General features: G+C 55.7%; 16 protein-coding genes. 11 read left to right on the top strand and 5 right to left on the bottom strand.

What is annotated here, in order from left to right; all coding sequences use genetic code 11:
- Positions 1-22: 22 nt before the first annotated feature.
- A complete protein-coding gene (locus ACXAG1_RS02480; protein ID WP_475093009.1) occupies positions 23-646 on the bottom strand; it encodes a DUF1826 domain-containing protein in 624 nt (207 codons plus the stop codon).
- A 431-nt stretch (positions 647-1,077) separates the two neighbouring features.
- Between ACXAG1_RS02480 and ACXAG1_RS02475 the strand changes: the two genes are divergently transcribed.
- From ACXAG1_RS02475 to ACXAG1_RS02460, 4 genes are all read left to right on the top strand, one after another.
- Positions 1,078-1,845 carry an ABC transporter ATP-binding protein gene (locus ACXAG1_RS02475; protein WP_475118844.1) on the top strand — a complete coding sequence of 256 codons (768 nt, stop codon included), beginning with the start codon at positions 1,078-1,080 and terminating at the stop codon, positions 1,843-1,845.
- An 8-nt stretch (positions 1,846-1,853) separates the two neighbouring features.
- Positions 1,854-3,269: an ABC transporter permease gene (locus tag ACXAG1_RS02470; protein ID WP_475118843.1), complete on the top strand. Its 1,416-nt coding sequence runs from the start codon at positions 1,854-1,856 to the stop codon at positions 3,267-3,269.
- Positions 3,269-4,684, top strand: coding sequence for an ABC transporter permease (locus ACXAG1_RS02465; RefSeq protein WP_475118842.1), 1,416 nt, complete (start codon positions 3,269-3,271; stop codon positions 4,682-4,684). The genes ACXAG1_RS02470 and ACXAG1_RS02465 overlap by 1 nt, the downstream gene beginning before the upstream one ends.
- A 212-nt stretch (positions 4,685-4,896) precedes the next feature.
- Positions 4,897-5,283: a nuclear transport factor 2 family protein gene (locus tag ACXAG1_RS02460; RefSeq protein ID WP_475118841.1), complete on the top strand. Its 387-nt coding sequence runs from the start codon at positions 4,897-4,899 to the stop codon at positions 5,281-5,283.
- A 55-nt stretch (positions 5,284-5,338) separates the two neighbouring features.
- Here the strand turns inward: ACXAG1_RS02460 and ACXAG1_RS02455 are convergent, their stop codons facing one another.
- Positions 5,339-6,034 carry a DUF3299 domain-containing protein gene (locus ACXAG1_RS02455; RefSeq protein WP_475118840.1) on the bottom strand — a complete coding sequence of 232 codons (696 nt, stop codon included), beginning with the start codon at positions 6,032-6,034 and terminating at the stop codon, positions 5,339-5,341.
- Positions 6,035-6,334: 300 nt separating this feature from the next.
- On the opposite strand from ACXAG1_RS02455, the gene ACXAG1_RS02450 reads away from it, so the two are divergent.
- The 7 genes from ACXAG1_RS02450 to ACXAG1_RS02420 all read left to right on the top strand — a co-directional run bounded on the left by ACXAG1_RS02450 (position 6,335) and on the right by ACXAG1_RS02420 (position 13,867).
- Positions 6,335-8,011 (top strand): peptide ABC transporter substrate-binding protein, encoded by a 1,677-nt coding sequence (locus ACXAG1_RS02450; RefSeq protein ID WP_475118839.1) that lies wholly within the window; start codon positions 6,335-6,337, stop codon positions 8,009-8,011.
- Positions 8,012-8,110: 99 nt separating this feature from the next.
- A complete protein-coding gene (gene oppB / locus ACXAG1_RS02445) occupies positions 8,111-9,034 on the top strand; it encodes an oligopeptide ABC transporter permease OppB (protein ID WP_231757345.1) in 924 nt (307 codons plus the stop codon).
- Positions 9,035-9,049: 15 nt separating this feature from the next.
- On the top strand, positions 9,050-9,958 hold the full coding sequence (gene oppC, locus ACXAG1_RS02440) for an oligopeptide ABC transporter permease OppC (protein ID WP_475118838.1): 909 nt from the start codon (positions 9,050-9,052) through the stop codon (positions 9,956-9,958).
- Between the two features lie 10 nt (positions 9,959-9,968).
- Complete coding sequence (gene oppD, locus ACXAG1_RS02435) at positions 9,969-10,946, top strand: oligopeptide ABC transporter ATP-binding protein OppD (protein ID WP_475118837.1); 978 nt, start codon at positions 9,969-9,971, stop codon at positions 10,944-10,946.
- A complete protein-coding gene (gene oppF / locus ACXAG1_RS02430) occupies positions 10,946-11,959 on the top strand; it encodes a murein tripeptide/oligopeptide ABC transporter ATP binding protein OppF (protein ID WP_475093018.1) in 1,014 nt (337 codons plus the stop codon). Before oppD ends, oppF begins: the two co-directional genes overlap by 1 nt.
- Positions 11,960-11,967: 8 nt before the next feature.
- Complete coding sequence (locus ACXAG1_RS02425; RefSeq protein ID WP_475118836.1) at positions 11,968-12,663, top strand: ABC transporter ATP-binding protein; 696 nt, start codon at positions 11,968-11,970, stop codon at positions 12,661-12,663.
- On the top strand, positions 12,653-13,867 hold the full coding sequence (locus ACXAG1_RS02420; protein WP_475093020.1) for an ABC transporter permease: 1,215 nt from the start codon (positions 12,653-12,655) through the stop codon (positions 13,865-13,867). The genes ACXAG1_RS02425 and ACXAG1_RS02420 overlap by 11 nt, the downstream gene beginning before the upstream one ends.
- Positions 13,868-13,954: 87 nt before the next feature.
- Here the strand turns inward: ACXAG1_RS02420 and ACXAG1_RS02415 are convergent, their stop codons facing one another.
- The 3 genes from ACXAG1_RS02415 to ACXAG1_RS02405 form a co-directional block, all read right to left on the bottom strand.
- Positions 13,955-16,240 carry a TonB-dependent receptor domain-containing protein gene (locus tag ACXAG1_RS02415; protein WP_475118835.1) on the bottom strand — a complete coding sequence of 762 codons (2,286 nt, stop codon included), beginning with the start codon at positions 16,238-16,240 and terminating at the stop codon, positions 13,955-13,957.
- A 226-nt stretch (positions 16,241-16,466) separates the two neighbouring features.
- Positions 16,467-17,597: an acetyltransferase domain-containing protein gene (locus ACXAG1_RS02410; protein WP_475118834.1), complete on the bottom strand. Its 1,131-nt coding sequence runs from the start codon at positions 17,595-17,597 to the stop codon at positions 16,467-16,469.
- Positions 17,598-17,715: 118 nt separating this feature from the next.
- Complete coding sequence (locus ACXAG1_RS02405; protein WP_475118833.1) at positions 17,716-19,866, bottom strand: TonB-dependent siderophore receptor; 2,151 nt, start codon at positions 19,864-19,866, stop codon at positions 17,716-17,718.
- Positions 19,867-20,075 lie beyond the last annotated feature (209 nt).

The raw sequence follows: 20,075 nt of genomic DNA, 5'->3' as shown, positions 1-20,075 counted from the left end.
CCTTGAAACAAATCGTTCAGAATCAGTCGTCAGACGAGGCAAAGTCAAAGGTAAGAATCAGGCGCTGACTGCCGGGCGCCACTGCTGGGGATCGGTGCACGAGACCCGCACCTTCATTGCCCGCCCACAGCTCGCCTTTCAGTAGTGCTACCTCGCCAGCAGCCAGTGACTGAATGGACTGGGTAGGGGGATAGAGGCCACTTTCCCCATCACTAAGCCCACCGCTGCCGGCACCCAGCTTGCTGCGATCCAGCTGATCGTGGGGCAACCATTCAGTCGCCACACCGGAATACGTTGTAATCAGGCGGCAGGGCACCCGGTCCACGTGAAACCGGGGGCACATGGTGTCACTCAGCACACTCAGCCGGATGCCAATGGCGCTCAGGTCAAACAGGCAGGTGAACATGTCAGCCAGCAGCTCGATATCCGCACGTAAATTCGGGAACGCATTGAGACCCGGTATCACATCGCCCAGGTTTTGGATTTTTGCCTCTGGTACCACCAGTCGATGGCTATTGAAGCCTTTCTGATCCAGAAAGGCTGCACACTCTGCAGTCAGTGCCGGACTGAGCTGGCGCTGCCAGACCGCCAGATTCACCTCGTTTTCGCAAATATCCGCCAATGCATCCGGTGTCGTTGCGAACACCGCTCTACGGGAAACTCTGGAAAGTGAAACACCTGACCGACCGGAGAGTCCTACATTGCTGGGTGTCCCGGCAGGCACTGGCGTGACGCGGGGTAACTGGTTCTGCGAAGTTGACCCACCCGAGGCGCTTCGCGAGACATTTGCAGAGTTCATAACATCCTCTCCCGACTCGAGACCTGCCGGACCATCACATTAACGATATAACGTATCATAATGGGCGAGATCGCTGGAAACAACCGAAACTTGCGCCTCTACATGGCAGGAAAGGGCGTTGAGAAAGGTATTGGCAACCCCGGTCGACCACCATTTTGTGCAGATGACTGTTTTCTCTGTGGCGCCAGTCGCGATAGCCCTTCGCCAAAAAGATATGATATAACAAGTTTGACTGAGAAACCTTTAGTAGTCTGCAATGAACCAAGGACAGAATTGGCATGAACTCTGAACAATGCAACCAGGCTCCGACAGTAGCTGGCGAAACAGACGTTCTTAAGGCGAGCGCTGTCACAGCGAGCTATGGAACGCGCACAATTTTGCAGTCGCTGGATCTACATGTACAACGGGGCGAGGTATACGCCTTGCTCGGCGCCAATGGTGCCGGCAAAAGTACCACGCTAAACCTGTTTCTAGGATTTCTCGCGCCCAAAAGTGGCCAGGTGCGGGTGAATGGGGTTGACCCGGTCAAACATGCTTCGCAGGCCCGTAGTCAGCTTGCGTATATTCCCGAGAATGTCGCCTTCTACGAGCAATTGACGGCACGAGAAAACGTCGCCTATTTACTTGACCTGGCTGGCCAGAGTAGGGGGCTGGGATCGATTGATCGAGCGCTGTCAGCAGCGGGTCTTGACGCCGCCGCTTACGATCGCCAAGTGGGTGGATTCTCAAAGGGCATGCGACAGAAGGTGGCCATCGCGTTAGCTATGGCGCGGGAGGTGCCGGCGCTCTTGCTCGATGAGCCAACTTCCGGCTTAGATCCCAAAGCGACCGCCGAATTCAATCGGTTGCTGGAGCTTCTTCGCGAGAAGGGTATTGCCACACTGATGGTTACCCACGATTTGCTCAGCGCATCTGAGGTAGCCGATCGCATCGGTTTCCTCGATTCTGGGCGGCTGCTGGAAGAAGTTGCGGCAGAGGGTGCCACGGGTAGTGAACGCTTTGACGTCCGCAATCTGCACCGACGCTATGCGGGACAGGTGGCGTGAGTCTCGTTATGCGCATCGCCCGCGAAGAATGGCGGCTGCTGTTACGCGACCATGTCGCGGTATGGGGTCTTCTGTTGTTTGTACTGTTAACTCTTGTCGCGACGCTGAACGCCTACGAACACCAACGCAATGCCAATGCCCAGCAAGCGCACTACCAGGCTTTCGCCAATCAGGCGTTTGAAGCGCAACCGGACCGGCACCCGCATCGAGTGGTGCATTACGGGCACTTTGCATTCCGTCCACTCAATCCGCTGGCCGCATTCGATCCCGGAATAGATGCCTACACAGGTAACACCCTGTTTCTGGAGGGGCACCGGCAAAACACCGCTAACTTTGCCGACGCCCGCCAATCCTCCTTGATGTTGCGTTTCGGTCAACTGAGCCCTGCATTCGTGCTACAGGTGCTCGCCCCACTTCTGCTTGTATTTGTCGGGCATGCACTGATTGCCAGAGAACGTGAGTCCGGCACACTGCGCCTGTTACTGGTGCAGGGGGTAACCGGTACTCAGATAATAAGTGGCAAGCTGCTCGCGCTATTTGGCTTTGTCGGTCTGATAATGCTGCCAGCCTTGCTCGCACTTGGCTGGCTTTGCGTTAGCAGTGAAGCCTCATGGCAGTCTGCATTGATACTTGCCCTGGGATACACCGGCTGGCTTTTACTGTGGGCGCTGCTAGTGACCCTCGTTTCCAGCCAGCTCAAGCGTAGCCGTGATGCGTTACTGACACTTCTCGTCGCCTGGGCAATCTTTGTGATTCTGTTGCCCCGCTGGCTGCCAGATCTAGTAAATTCCAGTGTGCCGCTGCCGACGCGCTTTGAGAGTGCGATCCACGTCGAACGCGAATACCGCGCTTTGGGAGATGCGCACAACCCCGACGACCCGCATTTCTCCGCATTCCGAGGAAAAGTACTGGCGCAGTATGGCGTGACACGCATTGAAGACCTCCCGGTGAACTACAAAGGACTGGTGGGCATGGAGGGCGAGCGGGCTTCCAGTGCATTATTCAATCGCTACGCGAACGCACTGTTCGAGTTACAAAATAGACAAAAAAACATTGTCGATGATTTCGCCTGGCTCAGCCCGACGCTGGCCCTGCGCAGACTGTCAATGTCAGCCGCAGGTACCGACCTTGAGAATTTCCAGCGTTTCCTCAAACAGGGAGAGGCCTATCGTTACGAATTGATCCAAGGGCTGAATCAGCTTCAAGTAGACGAGCTGACCTACGCCGACGATACCAGCCCGAACAAACAAAATCGGGTCTCCCACACTCACTGGGAAAGTTTCCCTCAGTTTCAATTCCGCCCGGCACCGACCGCTGAGGTTCTAGATCGAATCCTGCCCGCGGGCTCCGTTCTGTTGTGCTGGCTGACTGTTCTTATCTTACTGATCCGGTTTGCCGGTATACGTCTCGGGAGGGCGGGGTGATGAAATCTCTTTCCAATGAATTTCGGTTGATCTTCCGCTCAAGACTCTCTGCTTTTGCCCTGCTATTTTTGCTGGTGTTATCGGGTGTGTCGGTGTGGCTGGGTGTGGATCAGGTCACGCAACAACGCCATACGATCGAGCGCCTCACTATTCTGCAGGAACAGGATGCGACGGCCGTCGCTGACCGCCACGCTGAGAAAGGTGACGCCGGAAGCTTCGCATACTACACCTTCTACAATACCTGGGACGCACCGTCCAACGCAGCATATATGGCCCTGGGAATGCGTGACGTGGCGCCCTATGTACTGCGAATTCGTGCCCTGGGCCTACAGGCACAGATTCATGACGGAGAGACATTCAACCCTGAACTGGCGTTGCCAGGGAGATTCGATTTTGCTTTTGTACTGATCTACCTGTCACCGTTATTCGTCATTGCGCTGCTGCACGACCTTATTTCGACCGAGCGGCAGTCCGGGCGGTTACGCCTGCTGATGTCTGTCCCCGACGGGTCGCGCTTGTTCCAAAGGCGCGCGGCACTGCGCTACGGATTGCTATTTTCCTGCCTCTCCTTGCCGCTGGTGATCGGCGCTCTCGCGTCGGGCACCGGGCCCCTGGCGCTCTTCATTGCGTTGATCATTACCGCCAGCTATCTGGCATTCTGGGTAGGCTTGTCATTATTGGTGTGCGCACGCAACTGGACCTCCGTAACAAATGCCACCGCACTGATGGGGAACTGGGCGCTGCTGACCTTGGTACTGCCAACGCTCGCGAACATGGTGTTGATCCGAGCTATTCCCGTACAGCAAGGCATGGACCTGATGCTGGCACAACGTGAAGCCGTACATGGTGCCTGGGAGGTGCCACGAGATGAAATGATGCAGCGCTTTTTTGACAGCCACCCCGAGTGGCGCGATACCGCGCCGCTGCCACAGGGTTTTCACTGGAAATGGTACCTTGCATTTCATCAGGTGGGTGACGAAAGCGTCGCCGAACAGGTGCAAGCCTACCGCAGCGGGCTGGAGGCCCGCCAACGCTGGACAGAGGGTCTAGGTTGGTTGATGCCCAGCGTGGGAGCCCAAGCGGCACTACATCGGATCGCGGACACTGACCTGACAGCGCAGTTAGCCTATCAAGATCGAATCACCGACTTCCATAAGCAAATCCGCAATTTTTACTATGACTTCCTGTTTAATGATTTGCCCATGGGCCGTGAGGAATTTGGCAAGCGCCCGAGTTTCAATCCGGAAACGACCGGGCCGAGCGCGATCGGCTTGATGTCACTCGGACTACTGCCACTTTGCTGGCTGGCTTTTTTCATCGGATTTCGAAGGCTGGGTGGCTTAACACCAGTCAAACAGAAACCATTGAAAAACACCGCAGTGAGCACAGCGGTAACAGCGAATGCTGCCGTATAGCGGTACCTACAGTTCTGCACTGACAGCGCCACGGCAGTTGCGCCTTATGACCGTCTGAAAGGCGAAAATCAAAAGATCGGCATCGAACAAATGATCCTGCGCGGACGGGAAGCGGGTTGCGCAATCCCCTAAAAGCGAGGCCTTCTTTTTATTGTAAGCAATCGAAAGAGAGGTCTATTGACGATTTTGTATTGTATAAGGAGACCGAAACTATGGCACATGCCCCGCGAGATATTTTGGACCAGTGGATGCAGGCCGTGAATGGCGCGGATGTAGATAGCCTGCTTGACCTGTATGATCCAAACGCCGTGCTGATTCCAACATTTTCAAACCGGATACTGAATACACCGGAAAAACTGCGCGACTATTTTGAAAAGCTGGGAAGCCGGCCGGAGTTGAGCATTGCGCTCCACGAAAAGACCCTGACCGTCCAGGAAATGAAAAGTGACCAGTATACGCTGGGGGGCATCTACAACTGGCGCTTCGCGGTTGACGGCGAACTGCTCAACTTCGAGGCGCGATTCAGTTATGTGATCGACCTCGCCAGCCCCAATCCGATTCTGCACCACCACTCATCGCAGATTCCACGCACACTGTAGTCTGTAGCCCAAAATGCGCGTACGCGCTCCCATTACGGGGTGCGCACGCCAAGGTTTATTCTTCGTAGGCAGACACCCGCGCCACATTCATGGAGTAGGCCGCATTGCCGCGCTCGGTATCTTCTGGCAGCGTGCGCAACTCTCCCTCGATGTACACCGGGTCATAGAGAAATTCCACCTGGAACCCTTCGGGGAAGTTCGCGTAGATCACCTGGTTCGGCGGCGGTGGCGGCAGGTGCATACAGGCGCCGAAGTAGGGCACCAACAGGAAACCGGTAATGGTCTGATCGTCATCAAACTCCAGCGGCACCACAAAGCCGGGGATACGCACCTGTTGGCGGTCGAACTCCGGCTTGATCTTGGTTGACTGGAGCGCCTGCTGGTAGCGCGCTTCCTCAGCGCTGGCGGGGCCGTCGATGGTCAGGGGCTCTTCCTTGGGGAACATATCTGCATCGGAGCCCTCGGCGATGGTGGCCAGATAAGCCGGTGGGTTGAGCAGGGCCTCCAGGTCTTCCTGGGGAATCAGTTCCTCCCATTTGACCTCCCGGTAGTCCACGGTTTCTTGCTCAGCCGGCGCTTCCGGCTCGCCGGGGGCTGATACTTCAGCGCTGGGGTCAGCGGCGGCAGTCGTCTGAGTGTCGCTTGCGCGCTCCGCTTCGCGGTTCTCATCACTACAGCCAACACCCAGTGAGGCTGCTAGTATGAGGGTGAACGATAGTGAACGGCCGGTTCTGTTATTTCGATTGAGCATGGCGTGTAAATGTCTGATCTTTTACGATATGTTGCATCGTACAGCTTAGCGCCCCTGAAGGAAACGCCATAAAAAGGTCGATGCAGCCAACCGCGGTTTCTGTCTGATTGGGTTGGCAGTGATCTTGCAGTGTCGGTCTTTTCAGGTGCCATCGTGATATAGGCAAGCGCCAATACGGGACCTGGCCACCCAAGCAGAACTTTTCGCGACATTTGCGGTATAAAGTCTATTCGGCGGGCTGATCGCCCGCAGTGCCAAGCACACAATAAACCAAGTTCCAAAAGAACGAACGAGTAATAAATGATGCGACGCAACCAATCTTCCTACTCTCGCCGTAGCTGCTATCTGGGGGCGCTTCTTACGGCGCTGTTTGGCCTTGCCGCCTGCGGTGGCCCCTCGGAGCCCAGCACAGACACCAGTACCCCCGCAGCAGCACTCGACCCAACCAAACTCGCCGCAGATCAGACACTGGTGCGCGGCGGCGGCTCAGAACCAGAATCCCTGGACCCGCACAAGATCTCCGGTACCGTCGAATCCGCACTATTGCGCGATCTAATGGAAACACTGGTGATTGCCGCTCCGGATGGCGGTGTCCGTCCGGCCATCGCGGAAAGTTGGGAAACCACGGACAATCAGACCTATATCTTCAAGCTGCGTGATAATGCCAAATGGACCAATGGTGATCCGGTCACCGCTGACGACTTCGTCTATTCCTGGCGTCGCCTGGTGGACCCAGCCACCGCTTCCAAATACGCCTGGTATCTCGCCGCTGCCAAGGTAAAGAATGCCCAGGACATCAGTGAGGGCAAGCAGCCGCCCGAGAATCTAGGGGTAGAGGCCCTGGACCCGCAGACCTTGAAGGTTTCTCTGGAAGCGCCGGTACCGTATTTTGTCTCCATGCTGGTACATGCCTCCACTTCACCGGTGCATCAGGCAACCGTGGAAAAATTTGGCGACCAGTGGACCCGGGTAGGGAACTACGTGGGCAACGGCGCCTTCAAGCTTACCGAGTGGGTAGTCAATGAACGTATCGAGTACGTAAAGAATGATCTGTACTGGGATGCGGCCAATGTAAAACTCGAGAAGGTGCGCAACCTGCCCATTGCCTCACCCAATGCGGAGCTGAAGCGCTACGAGGCCGGTGAAATCGACTTTGCTTACTCTATCCCCATCGAACATATCGGTCGCCTGAAAAAAGAGCGCGGGGACGAAGTCAAAACCACCCCCTACATCGGTACCTATTACTACGAATTCAACACCACACGCCCGCCGTTTGACGACGCACGCGTGCGCAAGGCACTGGCCTTCGCCATCGACCGTGACATCATGGCCTACAAGGTGATGGGGCGCGGCGAGGAGCCTTCATTCCATCTTACCCCCGGCGTGGTCAAGGGCTTTGACGCACCGCCGACGCCCTGGAGCCAGCTCGCTCAAGCCGATCGTGTCGCCAAGGCCAAGGCGCTGCTGGCGGAAGCCGGTTACACCGAGGACAACCCGCTCAAATTCAGCGTGCTGTACAACACCAATGACAACCACAAAAAGGTAGCCGTCGCCATCAGTGCCATGTGGAAACAGAATCTGCAGCATGTGGATGTCACCCTGGAAAACCAGGAGTGGAAGACCTACCTCTCCACCCGCGCCAATACCGATTTTGATATTGCCCGCGCCGGTTGGATTGGCGATTACAACGAACCGTCCACCATGCTGAAACTGTTGCTGACCGACGGCGGCAGTAACTACGCCAAATACAGCAATCCCTCTTACGACGCATTACTGGCGAAAAGCTCCAAAGAAATGGATATGGGCAAGCGTGCGGAATATTACGCGCAGGCAGAAGAAATTCTCGCGGAAGATATGCCCATCGCGCCGATTTACCAGTACGTCATCCAACATATGGTCAAGCCCCATGTGGGCGGCTACGCCGCTGATCCGCTGGATAACTACTACTCAAAAGATATGTGGATCATCGAGCACTAACCAAAAGCCCGGAGCTTCAGAGCGGGCTCCGGGTATTTTTAGCAGGGAAGCCATTCACAACAAGAACGTTACCAACAAAAGCTATAAAAGAAGTTCCATATGCTCCGATTTATCATCAAGCGCGTGCTGGAAGCCATTCCCACGCTGTTTATTCTGATTACGGTCTCCTTCTTCCTAATGCGCTTTGCGCCCGGCAACCCTTTCTCCGCTGAAATCACCATGACCCCAGAGGTGATGGCGAACATCGAGGCAAAATACGGTTTCGATAAGCCGGTCTACCAGCAGTACTTCAGCTACCTCGGTGGCCTGCTGCAGGGTGATCTTGGCCCGTCCTTCAAATACAAAGATTTCAGCGTGAACGAACTGGTCGCCCAGGCCTTGCCGGTCTCGGTCAAGATCGGCCTGTTTGCGTTTATTGTCGCGGTCACCTGCGGGGTGTGCTTTGGCACCATCGCCGCGCTGCGTCAGAACACCTGGCTCGACTACACCATCATGACCAGCGCCATGGCCGGAGTGGTGATACCCAGTTTTGTACTCGCTCCGTTGCTGGTATTGATCTTCGCTATCTGGCTCGACTGGTTGCCCGCGGGTGGCTGGCACAATGGTGCGGCCCAGTATGTGGTGCTGCCGGTGCTGGGGATGTCCCTGTACTACATCGCGTCCATATCCCGCATTATGCGCGGCAGCATGATTGAGGTGCTGAACTCCAACTTTATCCGCACCGCCAAAGCCAAGGGCCTGTCCATGCCCTACATCATCGTGCGCCACGCACTGCGGCCGGCCATTTTGCCGGTGCTGTCCTATCTGGGGCCCGCGCTAGTGGGGATTATCACCGGCTCGGTGGTGATCGAGACCATTTTCGGGTTGCCCGGAATCGGCCAGCTGTTTGTCAACGGCGCCCTCAACCGCGACTACTCCATGGTATTGGGCCTGACCATTCTGGTCGGCGCGCTCACCATCACTTTCAATGCGATTGTCGACATTCTGTACGCAGTGGTCGACCCCAAAATCCGCTACGCGTAAGCTGAGGTCACCCAGATGTTATCGACTACTGCCAATAGAGAAGCGGTTGAAAATCTTTCTACACAGCTGGAAGTCAAAGGCCGCAGCTTGTGGGACGACGCGCGCCGCCGCTTTTTCAGTAACCGCGCCGCCCTGACCAGCCTGATCATTCTTGCACTTGTCACCCTGTTTGTTTTTATCGGTCCGGCTTTGAGCCAGTTTGCTTTTGATGAAGTGGACTGGGGCGCAATGCACGCCGCACCTTCACTGGCCTCCGGCCACTACTTCGGCACCGACTCACTCGGCCGCGACCTGTTTGTACGTACCGCCATGGGCGGACGCATCTCACTGATGGTGGGTGTGATGGGGGCGCTGGTGGCGGTCCTGATTGGCACTCTCTACGGGGCCACTGCAGGCTTTGTCGGCGGTCGCACCGACCGTGTCATGATGCGTACGCTGGAAATTCTTTACTCTTTCCCGTTTATGTTCTTCGTCATCCTGCTGGTGACATTCTTCGGTCGCAATATCCTGCTGATCTTTATCGCCATTGGCGCGGTCAGCTGGCTGGATATGGCGCGGATCGTGCGCGGTCAGACCCTGAGCATTAAAAGCAAGGAGTTCGTCGAGGCGGCCACCGTTTACGGGGTATCCAAGTGGGCCATGATTACCCGGCATATTGTTCCCAACGTGCTGGGCATCGTCGCGGTGTATGCCACGCTGCTGGTGCCGCAGATGATCCTGTTCGAGTCCTTCCTCAGTTTCCTCGGGTTGGGTGTTCAGGAACCCATGACCTCCTGGGGCTCACTGATGAACGAGGGCGCCCAGACCATGGAGATCGCCCTTTGGCAGTTGATTGTGCCTGCGCTCTTTATGGTGACGACCCTGTTCTGTTTCAATTTTATCGGTGACGGCCTGCGCGATGCGCTGGACCCGAAAGATCGCTAGAGAGGTACCCATGAGCTTACTGAATGTGCAAGACCTCCGCGTCGAGTTCACCACCCCGGAAGGGGCTGTTACCGCCGTCAATGACCTGAATTTCTCCCTCGACGTTGGAGAAACCCTTGGTATTGTCGGCGAATCCGGTTCCGGGAAAACCCAGACTGTATTCGCAATGATGGGACTGCTGGCGAAGAATGGCATTGTCAGCGGCAGCGCCAATTTTAAAGGCCAGGAGATTCTTGGTTTGCCCGAACGCGAATTGAACCGGATTCGCGCCAACAAAATCGCAATGATTTTTCAGGACCCGATGACTTCGCTGAACCCCTATATGAAAGTGGGCAATCAACTGGCGGAGGTACTGGTCAAACACAAGGGATTGAACAAAAGAGACGCCCTTGTCGAAGCCGGGCAGATGCTCGACGCGGTGAAAATTCCCGAGGCGCACAAGCGCCTGAATATGTACCCCCACGAGTTTTCCGGGGGCATGCGTCAACGGGTAATGATCGCGATGGCGTTGCTGTGCCGCCCGGAACTGCTGATTGCCGATGAACCCACCACCGCCCTGGATGTTACGGTTCAGGCCCAGATTCTCACCCTGTTGAATGAGCTGAAGCGGGATTTCAACACCGCCATCATCATGATTACTCACGACCTCGGCGTTGTGGCCGGTGCCTGTGACAAGGTTCTGGTCATGTATGCCGGGCGCACCATGGAATACGGCAGCGCCGACGATATTTTCTACCGCCCCAGCCATCCGTACAGCGAGGGGCTGCTGCAGGCGATTCCACGGCTCGATTCAGAAGAGGGGGCTTTGCCCACCATACCCGGCAATCCACCCAATCTGCTCAACTTGCCCAGCGGCTGCCCATTTCAGGAGCGGTGTCACCGAGTACAGGAGCACTGCCGCCAGCAGGCCCCTGCATTGACCGCTTTCGCGCGAACGCGCATGCGTGCCTGCCACGCCGATTTAGCCGAAATTCTGGAGGCCAGCTAATGCAGAATACGCAACGCACCGATAACGAAGTTTTGCTGGATGTCCAGGCGCTCAAAGTGCACTTTTCCATCAAGCAGGAAAACGCCTGGCCGTGGACCAAGCCCGCCAATCTTAAGGCGGTAAATGGTGTAGATCTGAAGCTCTATGCCGGAGAAACCCTCGGTATTGTAGGGGAATCCGGCTGCGGTAAATCGACTCTGGCACGCGCTATTATCGGGCTCACCGAAGTGACTGACGGCAATGTCCTGTGGCTCGGCCAGGATCTCACCGCGCTGGATGAAAAATCCCTGCGCGCCACCCGCAAAGACATACAGATGATCTTTCAGGATCCCCTGGCTTCACTCAATCCGCGCATGACCATCGGCGACATTATTGCGGAACCCTTGCGCACGCTGCGCCCGGATATTCCCAAGCAAGCCGTTACCGAAAAAGTACAGGCCATGATGAAGAAGGTGGGCCTGCTGCCAAATCTGGTCAACCGATACCCCCATGAATTCTCCGGTGGCCAATGCCAGCGCATCGGAATCGCGCGGGCACTGATTCTCGACCCGAAGCTGATCATCTGCGATGAGCCGGTGTCTGCACTGGACGTTTCGATTCAGGCGCAGGTGGTCAATCTGCTCAAACAGCTGCAACGGGAAATGAACCTGTCGCTGATCTTTATCGCCCACGACCTGTCGGTGGTAAAGCATATCTCCGACCGGGTCATCGTCATGTACCTCGGCAACGCCGTAGAGGTTGGTACCAAGGACAAGCTCTTTGCTGGCCCCAGGCACCCGTACACCCAGGCATTGATGTCGGCGGTGCCGATCCCAGACCCCCAAAAAGAAAAGCACAAGCAGATCCAGTTGCTCGAAGGGGATCTGCCATCGCCGATCAATCCCCCAAGTGGCTGCGTATTTCGCACCCGCTGCCCCCATGCAGCCGAGATCTGCGCTGAACAGGTGCCGGTCTTACAGGGAGAGCTGGAGCATCAGAACGCCTGCCTGCGCAGCACGGAATTAGCGACGTAAAAGGAACTATGAACGCGATTGCAATCGAACAGCTCTGCTTCGCATACGCCGGCGGCGCACCGGTGTTGGAGATTGCCGACTGGCAGGTACCACAGGGCAGCCGCGTGTTTCTGCGCGGCCCCTCCGGCTCTGGGAAATCCACCCTGCTGAATCTGCTTTCCGGCACTCTGGTCGCGCCGAAAAAGCGAGGAGAGAGGCAGGTACAGATCTTTGGGCAGTCGCTGAGCGCACTGAGTAACCGTGGGCGGGACAGGTTCCGCGCGCAACGCATCGGTGTGGTGTTTCAGCAGTTCAATCTGATTCCCTACCTGAGCGTCATGGACAATCTTCGCCTTGCGGCGCATTTTGGTCGCGGTGGGGATGTGCGCGAGCGCGCCGCCCAATTGATCGCCCAGCTAAAACTGCCAGATGACCTGCTGCAACGGCCCGCGCAAGCACTCAGCGTGGGCCAGCAGCAGCGGGTGGCGATTGCCCGTGCACTGATCAATCGACCCCAACTGTTACTGGTCGACGAACCGACTTCCGCACTGGACCGGGATGCCCGCGATGCATTTGTGCAACTGTTGATGGAGAATTATGCCAGTGAAGAGAGCACGCTGATCTTTGTCAGCCACGACACCACACTGGCGCAACATTTTCCGGCGACCGCCGACATGCGCGACCTGAACAAGGCCTGGAATCCGGAGGCCACGAATGTTGCTTAAACTGGCATGGCGCAGCCTGATGCACCGTCGCGGCAGCGTGCTGCTGGCAGTACTTTCCGTAGCCGTAAGCCTGACGGTATTGCTCGGGGTAGAGCAGATACGCAATCAGGCCCGCGACAGTTTCAATCGCACTGTCTCCGGGGTAGATCTGATCGTTGGTGCACGCACCGGTGAGATCAATCTACTGCTGTACAGCGTATTTCGGATCGGCACGCCCAGTAATAATATTTCCTGGCAGGCATATCGCGATATTGCCGAACAGCCACGGGTTGCCTGGACTATTCCAATTTCCCTCGGCGATTCCCACCGCGGCTACCGGGTAGTTGGTACCAGCGAAGCATTTTTCAATCACTATCAGTACGGTCAGGGCAGGGCGCTGACCCTCGCCAGTGGACGGCCGTTTGCAGAGACCCACGATGTGGTACTGGGTGCCGCGGTGGCAACGCAACTAAAGTATGAGCTTGGCGACTCTGTGGTACTCGCCCACGGTTTGGGAAGCACCAGTTTCAGCCATCACGAAGAGCACCCATTTACCGTATCCGGAATACTTGAACCCACCGGTACCCCGGTAGATCGCGCCCTGTATATCAGCCTGGAAGGAATGGAAGCGGTTCACAAGCCGCACGGTCAGGCGCACACTGATCTGACACCCAGCAGTATTACCGCCTTTATGCTCGGGCTGGACTCCCGCGTCGCCACCTTTCAGCTACAACGACAGATCAACCAATACCGTGGAGAACCGTTACTGGCCATTTTGCCCGGCGTGACCCTGTCCCAGCTCTGGCAGATGCTGGGTATGGTGGAGAAAATACTACTATTGATCTCCGCCATGGTGGTTCTTGCGGCGTTGCTCGGCCTTTGCATTATGTTGCTGACCTCCATGCGCGAACGGCGCAGGGAAATTGCACTGCTGCGGGTAATTGGTGCCGGGCCACTGCAACTGTTTCTGCTGATTCAGGCGGAGGCGCTACTGGTGGTATTGCTGGGAGCAGCCGGTGCATTTCTGGCGGTATTCGCGGGTCAATGGCTTCTGGAGCCGCTGCTCAGCGAACGTTTCGGTATTTATCTGACCGGTACGCCACTGATTGAGCAGGCTGTAAAATTGATCGGCGCTGTGCTGGTAACGACGTTTATCGTCGCCGCCGTACCGGCCATCAGCGCCTATCGGCAGTCGTTGAATCAGGGGTTGCGGACACAACACTAAGTCATTGCATGGACGCCATTCCTGTGCCGTGTCCGCATTGGCAGAAACAATACCTGTGCCGTCGCTGGCTGGCACAGGTATCAGTAATCAGAACTGGTGCCTTAGGCCCAATATCAGATTACGGCCACGCAATGGAGACTGCTCTTTGACGAAAGATGTGTGCATAAATGCCAGCTCGTTCGTCAAATTCACGCCACGTAGATAAGCCTCCGTCGCGTCGTTATTAAACTGATAGCTAATCGTCATGTTCGCCATATTATAGCCATCGGTCGGTGTCTCATAGGAGGCAACACGGTCCTGACTGGCGGTGCGATAATACTCAAGATTCGCCGCGAAAGGACCGGATTCCCAGTCGTAGCGCACACCAAGGCGGCCAGGTGGCATCCGCGGCAATCGGTCGTCCTCGCTTTTCAAGTCAGCATCGACATAGTCACCAAAAACGGTCACTCGTGATGCAGGCGAGAACTGATGGCTGATCTGTCCATCAATACCGGTAAAGCCTGCGTCTGCAGCCACGTACATCAGATAGTTATGCGCAACACCCGTCGCATCTTCGGTTTCGAGATGACGGGCAAAAATGTAGTCCGTCACATCCTGGTAAAAGACACCAACTTCAAATTGCGTGTCACCGCTGGTTTTGCGGAAGGTGAGGTCAAGTGAGTCGGCAGACTCCATCATATCCGCGGAGTTTTCAGGGAAGGAACTCGATGCCCGGTTGCGCTGGGTAAGCCCCAGTTCATAAGAGTTCGTGGCCAGGTTATTACCATAGGCATAGAGTTCCCGAACATTCGGCGCGCGCTCCGTACGTCCAATCGATACAGACGCCGAGTAGGCCTCGTCAAAATTCCAGGTCGCCGCGAGTGATGTCGATAATGGACTGTGTTTCGAGCCTGGGTTGTTCTCTATGAAATCTTCAGCTGCCTCATCTCTAAAATTGTCGATCCAGTTTTCCCCATAAAGGCTGACAAACACCGGTAACAACATTTCATATCCGGGGCGAACATTCTCAATTAACGCCGGTACCGGCCGGGAAATCTCACGATTATCCTTCCGGATCGCGAATTCCACATCGAGCGGACCGAATGACCGGCTCTCATTCAGAAATACCGCATAGTTCTCTGTCTTGTACTCAATGGGCGGGCCATAACTTGTAAGCGCCATGTAAAGCGATGTTACCAAACCCGAGTTTTGTACCAGATTTACATCCAGTCCCGAAAAAGTACCATCGGTGTATTGCACACCGAAAAGACCGCTAAAGCCGAGGAGGGGCTCATGAGTGAACTCCAAACGCGCATCATAGACTTCGTTCAGGTACTGGCTGAAAAGCGAAGGGCCGTCGATTTCCTCGTGCTCATAGTCGGTATACGAGAGGCGCATACGTGTATGCGCAATACCCGGTAATAATTGCGCGTAATCGGCCCGCACATCCACACGTTCACTGCGCAGATCGATATAAGCCGTATGGTCGTCGGACGAACCAAAGGGATCTTCGAATTCGTCATGTGCCTCGCAGTGCAGGTCCGCGCCATGGGTATGGCAGACACCATTCAAGTGGCTGTGGCCTGGCAGACCGTATTCGGCGTCCTGCCGCGTATAAGCGGCGCCGATATAGCCTTTATCATTGATCCATGACGCACCCAGACTAAAATTTGAGCTTTCGGAAAAGGAGTCGGCCAGCTCATCGGCACCGAACTCGCTGGGAATATCGTAGTTCTCGCTTTCGCGGCTCGAACCTTCAACATGAAAAGCGACATTGCCGAGCCCCATTGTCATCCGTCCCACGGCAGTCTGCTCTCCGTCGCCAGACCCCAAGCGCACCTCCGTCGCGCCGGAAATCCCCCCCTCAGGGACCGCCCTCGGGACTTTACTGTCGATCAGATTTACCGCGCCGTTGATTGCACCACCGCCGTAACGGGTCGCCGCTGGTCCGCGCAACACCTCGATTGCATCGAGCAACAGTGGATCGGTGACAATGGCATGGTCTGGAGAAACGGAAGATGCATCAAATACGTTCGCGCCATCCATCAGAACCTCGATCCGGGGTACGGTCTGGCCACGAATCACAGGGCGCGAGGCTCCCGCACCAAAATTGTCGAGGTGCACACCGGGAAGGGCATTGAGCGTTTCACCCAGAGTGCCCTGGCGTCTCCGGGCCAATTCATCACCGCTGAGAACCGTCACCGGCTGTGTCGTCTGGCTGTCCAGCCCGCGGTAGGTTTCCCCGGATACCTGTATGTGCTCCAGTTCTTTGGACTGGCGGTCGTCATCGCTCAACTCAGCATTTTCCTGAGCAATCGCAGAGCCGTGCGTAAAAATCAGGCCGGAAAATACCGGCAATGCATGGGCCAGAAGCCGTTTGGGGAAATTATTCATCTGGATCCTATTGGAAATATACTCAGTGGCTTCCGCGGCAGCAGGAAACATACGGCGGAATAAAGGCACGATACATCGTAACTATTACGATGAAATGGATATACGCAGAAGTGGACACGGCTTCGACAGAGCGTAGCGAGGTATCCAAACGCGGTTTCTTATTTTACACTCGTTATGTTGCACCACAACATAATTGCGCGTGGTAATTCGGAGTCAAGCATTCCTCTCAGAAATACTTTACCCACCATAAATTGGTACTGTGCTTAAACCGAGAGAAAGTCCGAGTTGGAAAGTACAGCGCTATTATGAGCACCGCAGAAATTAACCAGACCCACCCGATGTGCTCGACCCCGAACAGGTCTCCGTAGTTTGGACCAATCAGGGTGATGACAATCTGATAAAGAATCAGCAGCACATAAAGATGCAGCAGATAGAAGAACATTGGCGCCGACCCGAATACTTCCAAAGCATCCAGCACGGCGTTTTTACGCGGTTCAAACCAGGCCAGTAAAAGGAAGGCGATGCCCAGCGTAAGAAGCAGGAAATCCAGCGATGGCGGATACTTGGTGAAATTCAAAAAAGACATGACGGTTTGCGTCGCCGTTGCACCGGCCTCCCAGGGCAGGGTTTCACCGTAGAAATTGAACCCCCGTAATAGCAGCAGCAATACCAGGAAACCGAGGCCCAATCCGATCAGGGTTTTACGACGGGTGATCGCATCCACCGCACGCCCGTATAGAGGACCGGCAAAATATCCCAGGGCGATGACACCGATCCACGGCAACAGCGGGTAGCTGATTTTGATGCGCAGCGCTTCGGTATCGAGCAGGAAGCCACGGTCATGGAGGATGGTCCAGAGGCTGTAACCAAATTCCCCCGGCTGAAAGGTAATTGGTGTCAGCAGGTTGTGGCCGAACACAATGGCGAAGCCGATGGCGCCTATCAACCAGCGTGGCAACATGACCAGCACGGAAAGTGCAATCATGCTCAGGCCGATAACCCAGATCACCTGCAACCAGAAAGTACCGAAGCTGGCCGCCCAGGAAAAATTCACCAGCGTGACTTCCAGCAAGACCAGAAACAGGCCGCGCTTGAATAGAAAACCACTCGCCGATCGCTGGTTGCCGCTACTGGGGTGCGCGTAGAGCCAGGCGGAAAGCCCGGTGAGAAACACAAAGGTTGGCGCACAGATATGTGCGGAAAGCCGGGTAAAGAACAGGGCAGGGTCGGTACTGTTCACATCCATCGGATCGGACACCTGCATATGCAGGTAAAAGCGCTCACGCACATGGTCGATCAGCATTAGCACAATCACCAGACCGCGCATGATATCAATGGACGCGATTCGGCGCTTCACTGCGGTACCCGGGGACTGCGAAAGAGACCCGACAGAGTTTAAAGGTGTAGCATCAGTAGCCATGAAATCTACTCCGTGAAGCGCCTATCGATCTTCTACAATCGATCATCAATATGGTCTAAAAGCTGTATCGAACACCTACATTATAGGTGCGCGGTGCACCCGGCATAGTCCACAGCTTGTGGTAAGAATTCGCGTAATAGCGCTTATCAAAAAGGTTATCGATATCCGCCAGCAGTGTGACCTTGCTGGTTGGTGCGTAAGTGGCAGATACATTGGCCAGCGTATAGGCAGGCAAAATATAGTCGGGATCGACGGTTTCCCCCAGGCGCTCGTCCACATAGCGAATACCCAGCGCTGCCGATGCCGGTGCGCCACGGAATTCAAAATCCCGGGTGAGCGACAGGCTGCCGGTATGCTCCGGGATATTCAGCAGCGGACTCCCGGCCGGAATTTCCACACCCCAATCAATATTCACCATATCGGTACTGGTCTTTGCATCGACGTATGCGTAAGACAGCACCAGGTTCAGGTCTTCCGCGATCTGGTTGGCAATATCCAGCTCCACACCGCGACTTTCTGCCTGTCCCAGTGCGGTCGAAAAACCGGGGTTCGCCGGATCCACGGTGAGCACATTGGATTTCTCCGCCTGGAATAGGGCGAGGGTACCGCTGGTCCGACCGTCGTCGGTCTCGAGTTTTATGCCGGTTTCGTAGGATCTACTTTCCTCTGGTTCAAAGGCAGCACCGTAGAAGTCAGAACCAGTGTTAGGACGGAAGCCTTCCGCGTAGCTCGCATAAAGCGACAACTGGGATGTTGCCTCGTACACCAGGCCGACACGCGGGCTGGTGGCAGTTTGCGACATAGTGCTACGCAGTCCGCTCAAGCGATCATCAATGCTCTGTTCAAAATCGTCGAGACGTACACCCAGCAACATCTTCCACTGTTCGGAAAGATCAATCTGGTCCTGCAGGTAAACACCCTGGGTGCGCTGTATCTGCAGTTGATTGATTTGTGCTGCCGGGTCCGGGCGAATGCCATCGTACGCGGGATCAAAGATATTGATTGCGTAACTGTCGTCCATGGAGCCCCAATCCACGCGCCAGCGGCCGAGATTGAAATCCAGTTCGAATTCGTAGGCATCGGCTCCCACGAGCAGGTGGTGAGTGAACGGCCCGGTATCGAAGGTTCCGCTCAATTCAAAGCGTCCGGAAAGATCTTCCGCCGCGTAATCCCGTGAACGGCGCTGCCGACTCAATGTGGTGCCATCGGTGTAAATCAGCTGCCGACCGTCAGAGAGCTCAGCGTCCGCAGACAGCCCTTTCTGAGTCGAATCCCTATAACCGAGCGCTGCAGAAAGGTGCCAGCCGCTATCCAGGGTGTGCTGCAGAACCAGCTGATGGCCGAGCGCCTCAATTTCAGTAGTGCCGTTTTCCGGGTCGCCGAGAAACTGGGTTACAGGCACTTCCGGAACCCCATCGACCACGATGATGCCGCGATCAAACAACGCCTGCTGCTTGATTGCCTCCAATTCATAAGTCAGTGACGTCGCGTCCGACAGACTGAACAGGAGGGAAGGGGTCAGGGCATACTTGCGGGGGTTGGTATTGCGGTATCCATCAGCATCCTCAACGGCACCATTGATCCGGAACGCAATATTCTCGGACAGAGCCCCGGTGTAATCAGCCTCAAGGCGGCTGCTGCCGAAGTTGCCGGCAGAAGCCTGCAGGTAGCCCTCGGTTTCAAACTGGGGCTTCTTGGTAACCAGATTGATGGTACCGCCGGGCTCCCCACGCCCGTACAGCGCAGACCCGGGGCCTTTCATTATCTCAATGCGTTCCACATTGGAAATATCGCGACGTCCACTGTATCCGCGCCCAGCGCTGAAGCCATTGACCAGGTAGCCACCAGGCATGGTTTCATCACCGGCAAAGCCCCGAATGGCGAAGGTATCCTGAATACCACCCAGATCGTTCTGGCGAGAAATACTCGCAGACAAATCCAGTGCGGATTGGAGGTCCGTGATCTGGTGCTGATTCAGAAGGTCTTCGGAGAGTACCTGAGTAGATTGCGGGAGAGACCGCAGTGGTACACCGCCTCGATACGGTTGCCTGTGGGCAGTAACGACAACTTCTTCGATGGCTGCCAACGCCTGGCTCGATGATGCGGACTCTACATCCGCATGGCTGTTGAAGCTCACCACGGCGACCAGCGGTGACAGCGCGAATGGAATGAAAGATGGTTTGGCGAACAGGTGTTTCAGGTACATACAAACACTTCAGGCTGAGCAAAAGCGCGATGTTACATTATCACCTAGGCACCGCCAACCAGAGGATACCCATACCTATACCCAACCACTTGGCAAATCGGCTCATCAAACATTCGGCCAGCGAGAACCAGGGGATTTAGCACACCTCACTATGTCCAATACTGTTTAGTGTTCGACAATATGTATGGGGGCGGGTAGAATCGGCTTTT

It is taken from the genome of Microbulbifer sp. ABE4_465, from assembly GCF_056160765.1.
Note: the sequence above shows the minus strand (reverse complement) of the source record. Positions and strands in the feature narration are given on the sequence as shown.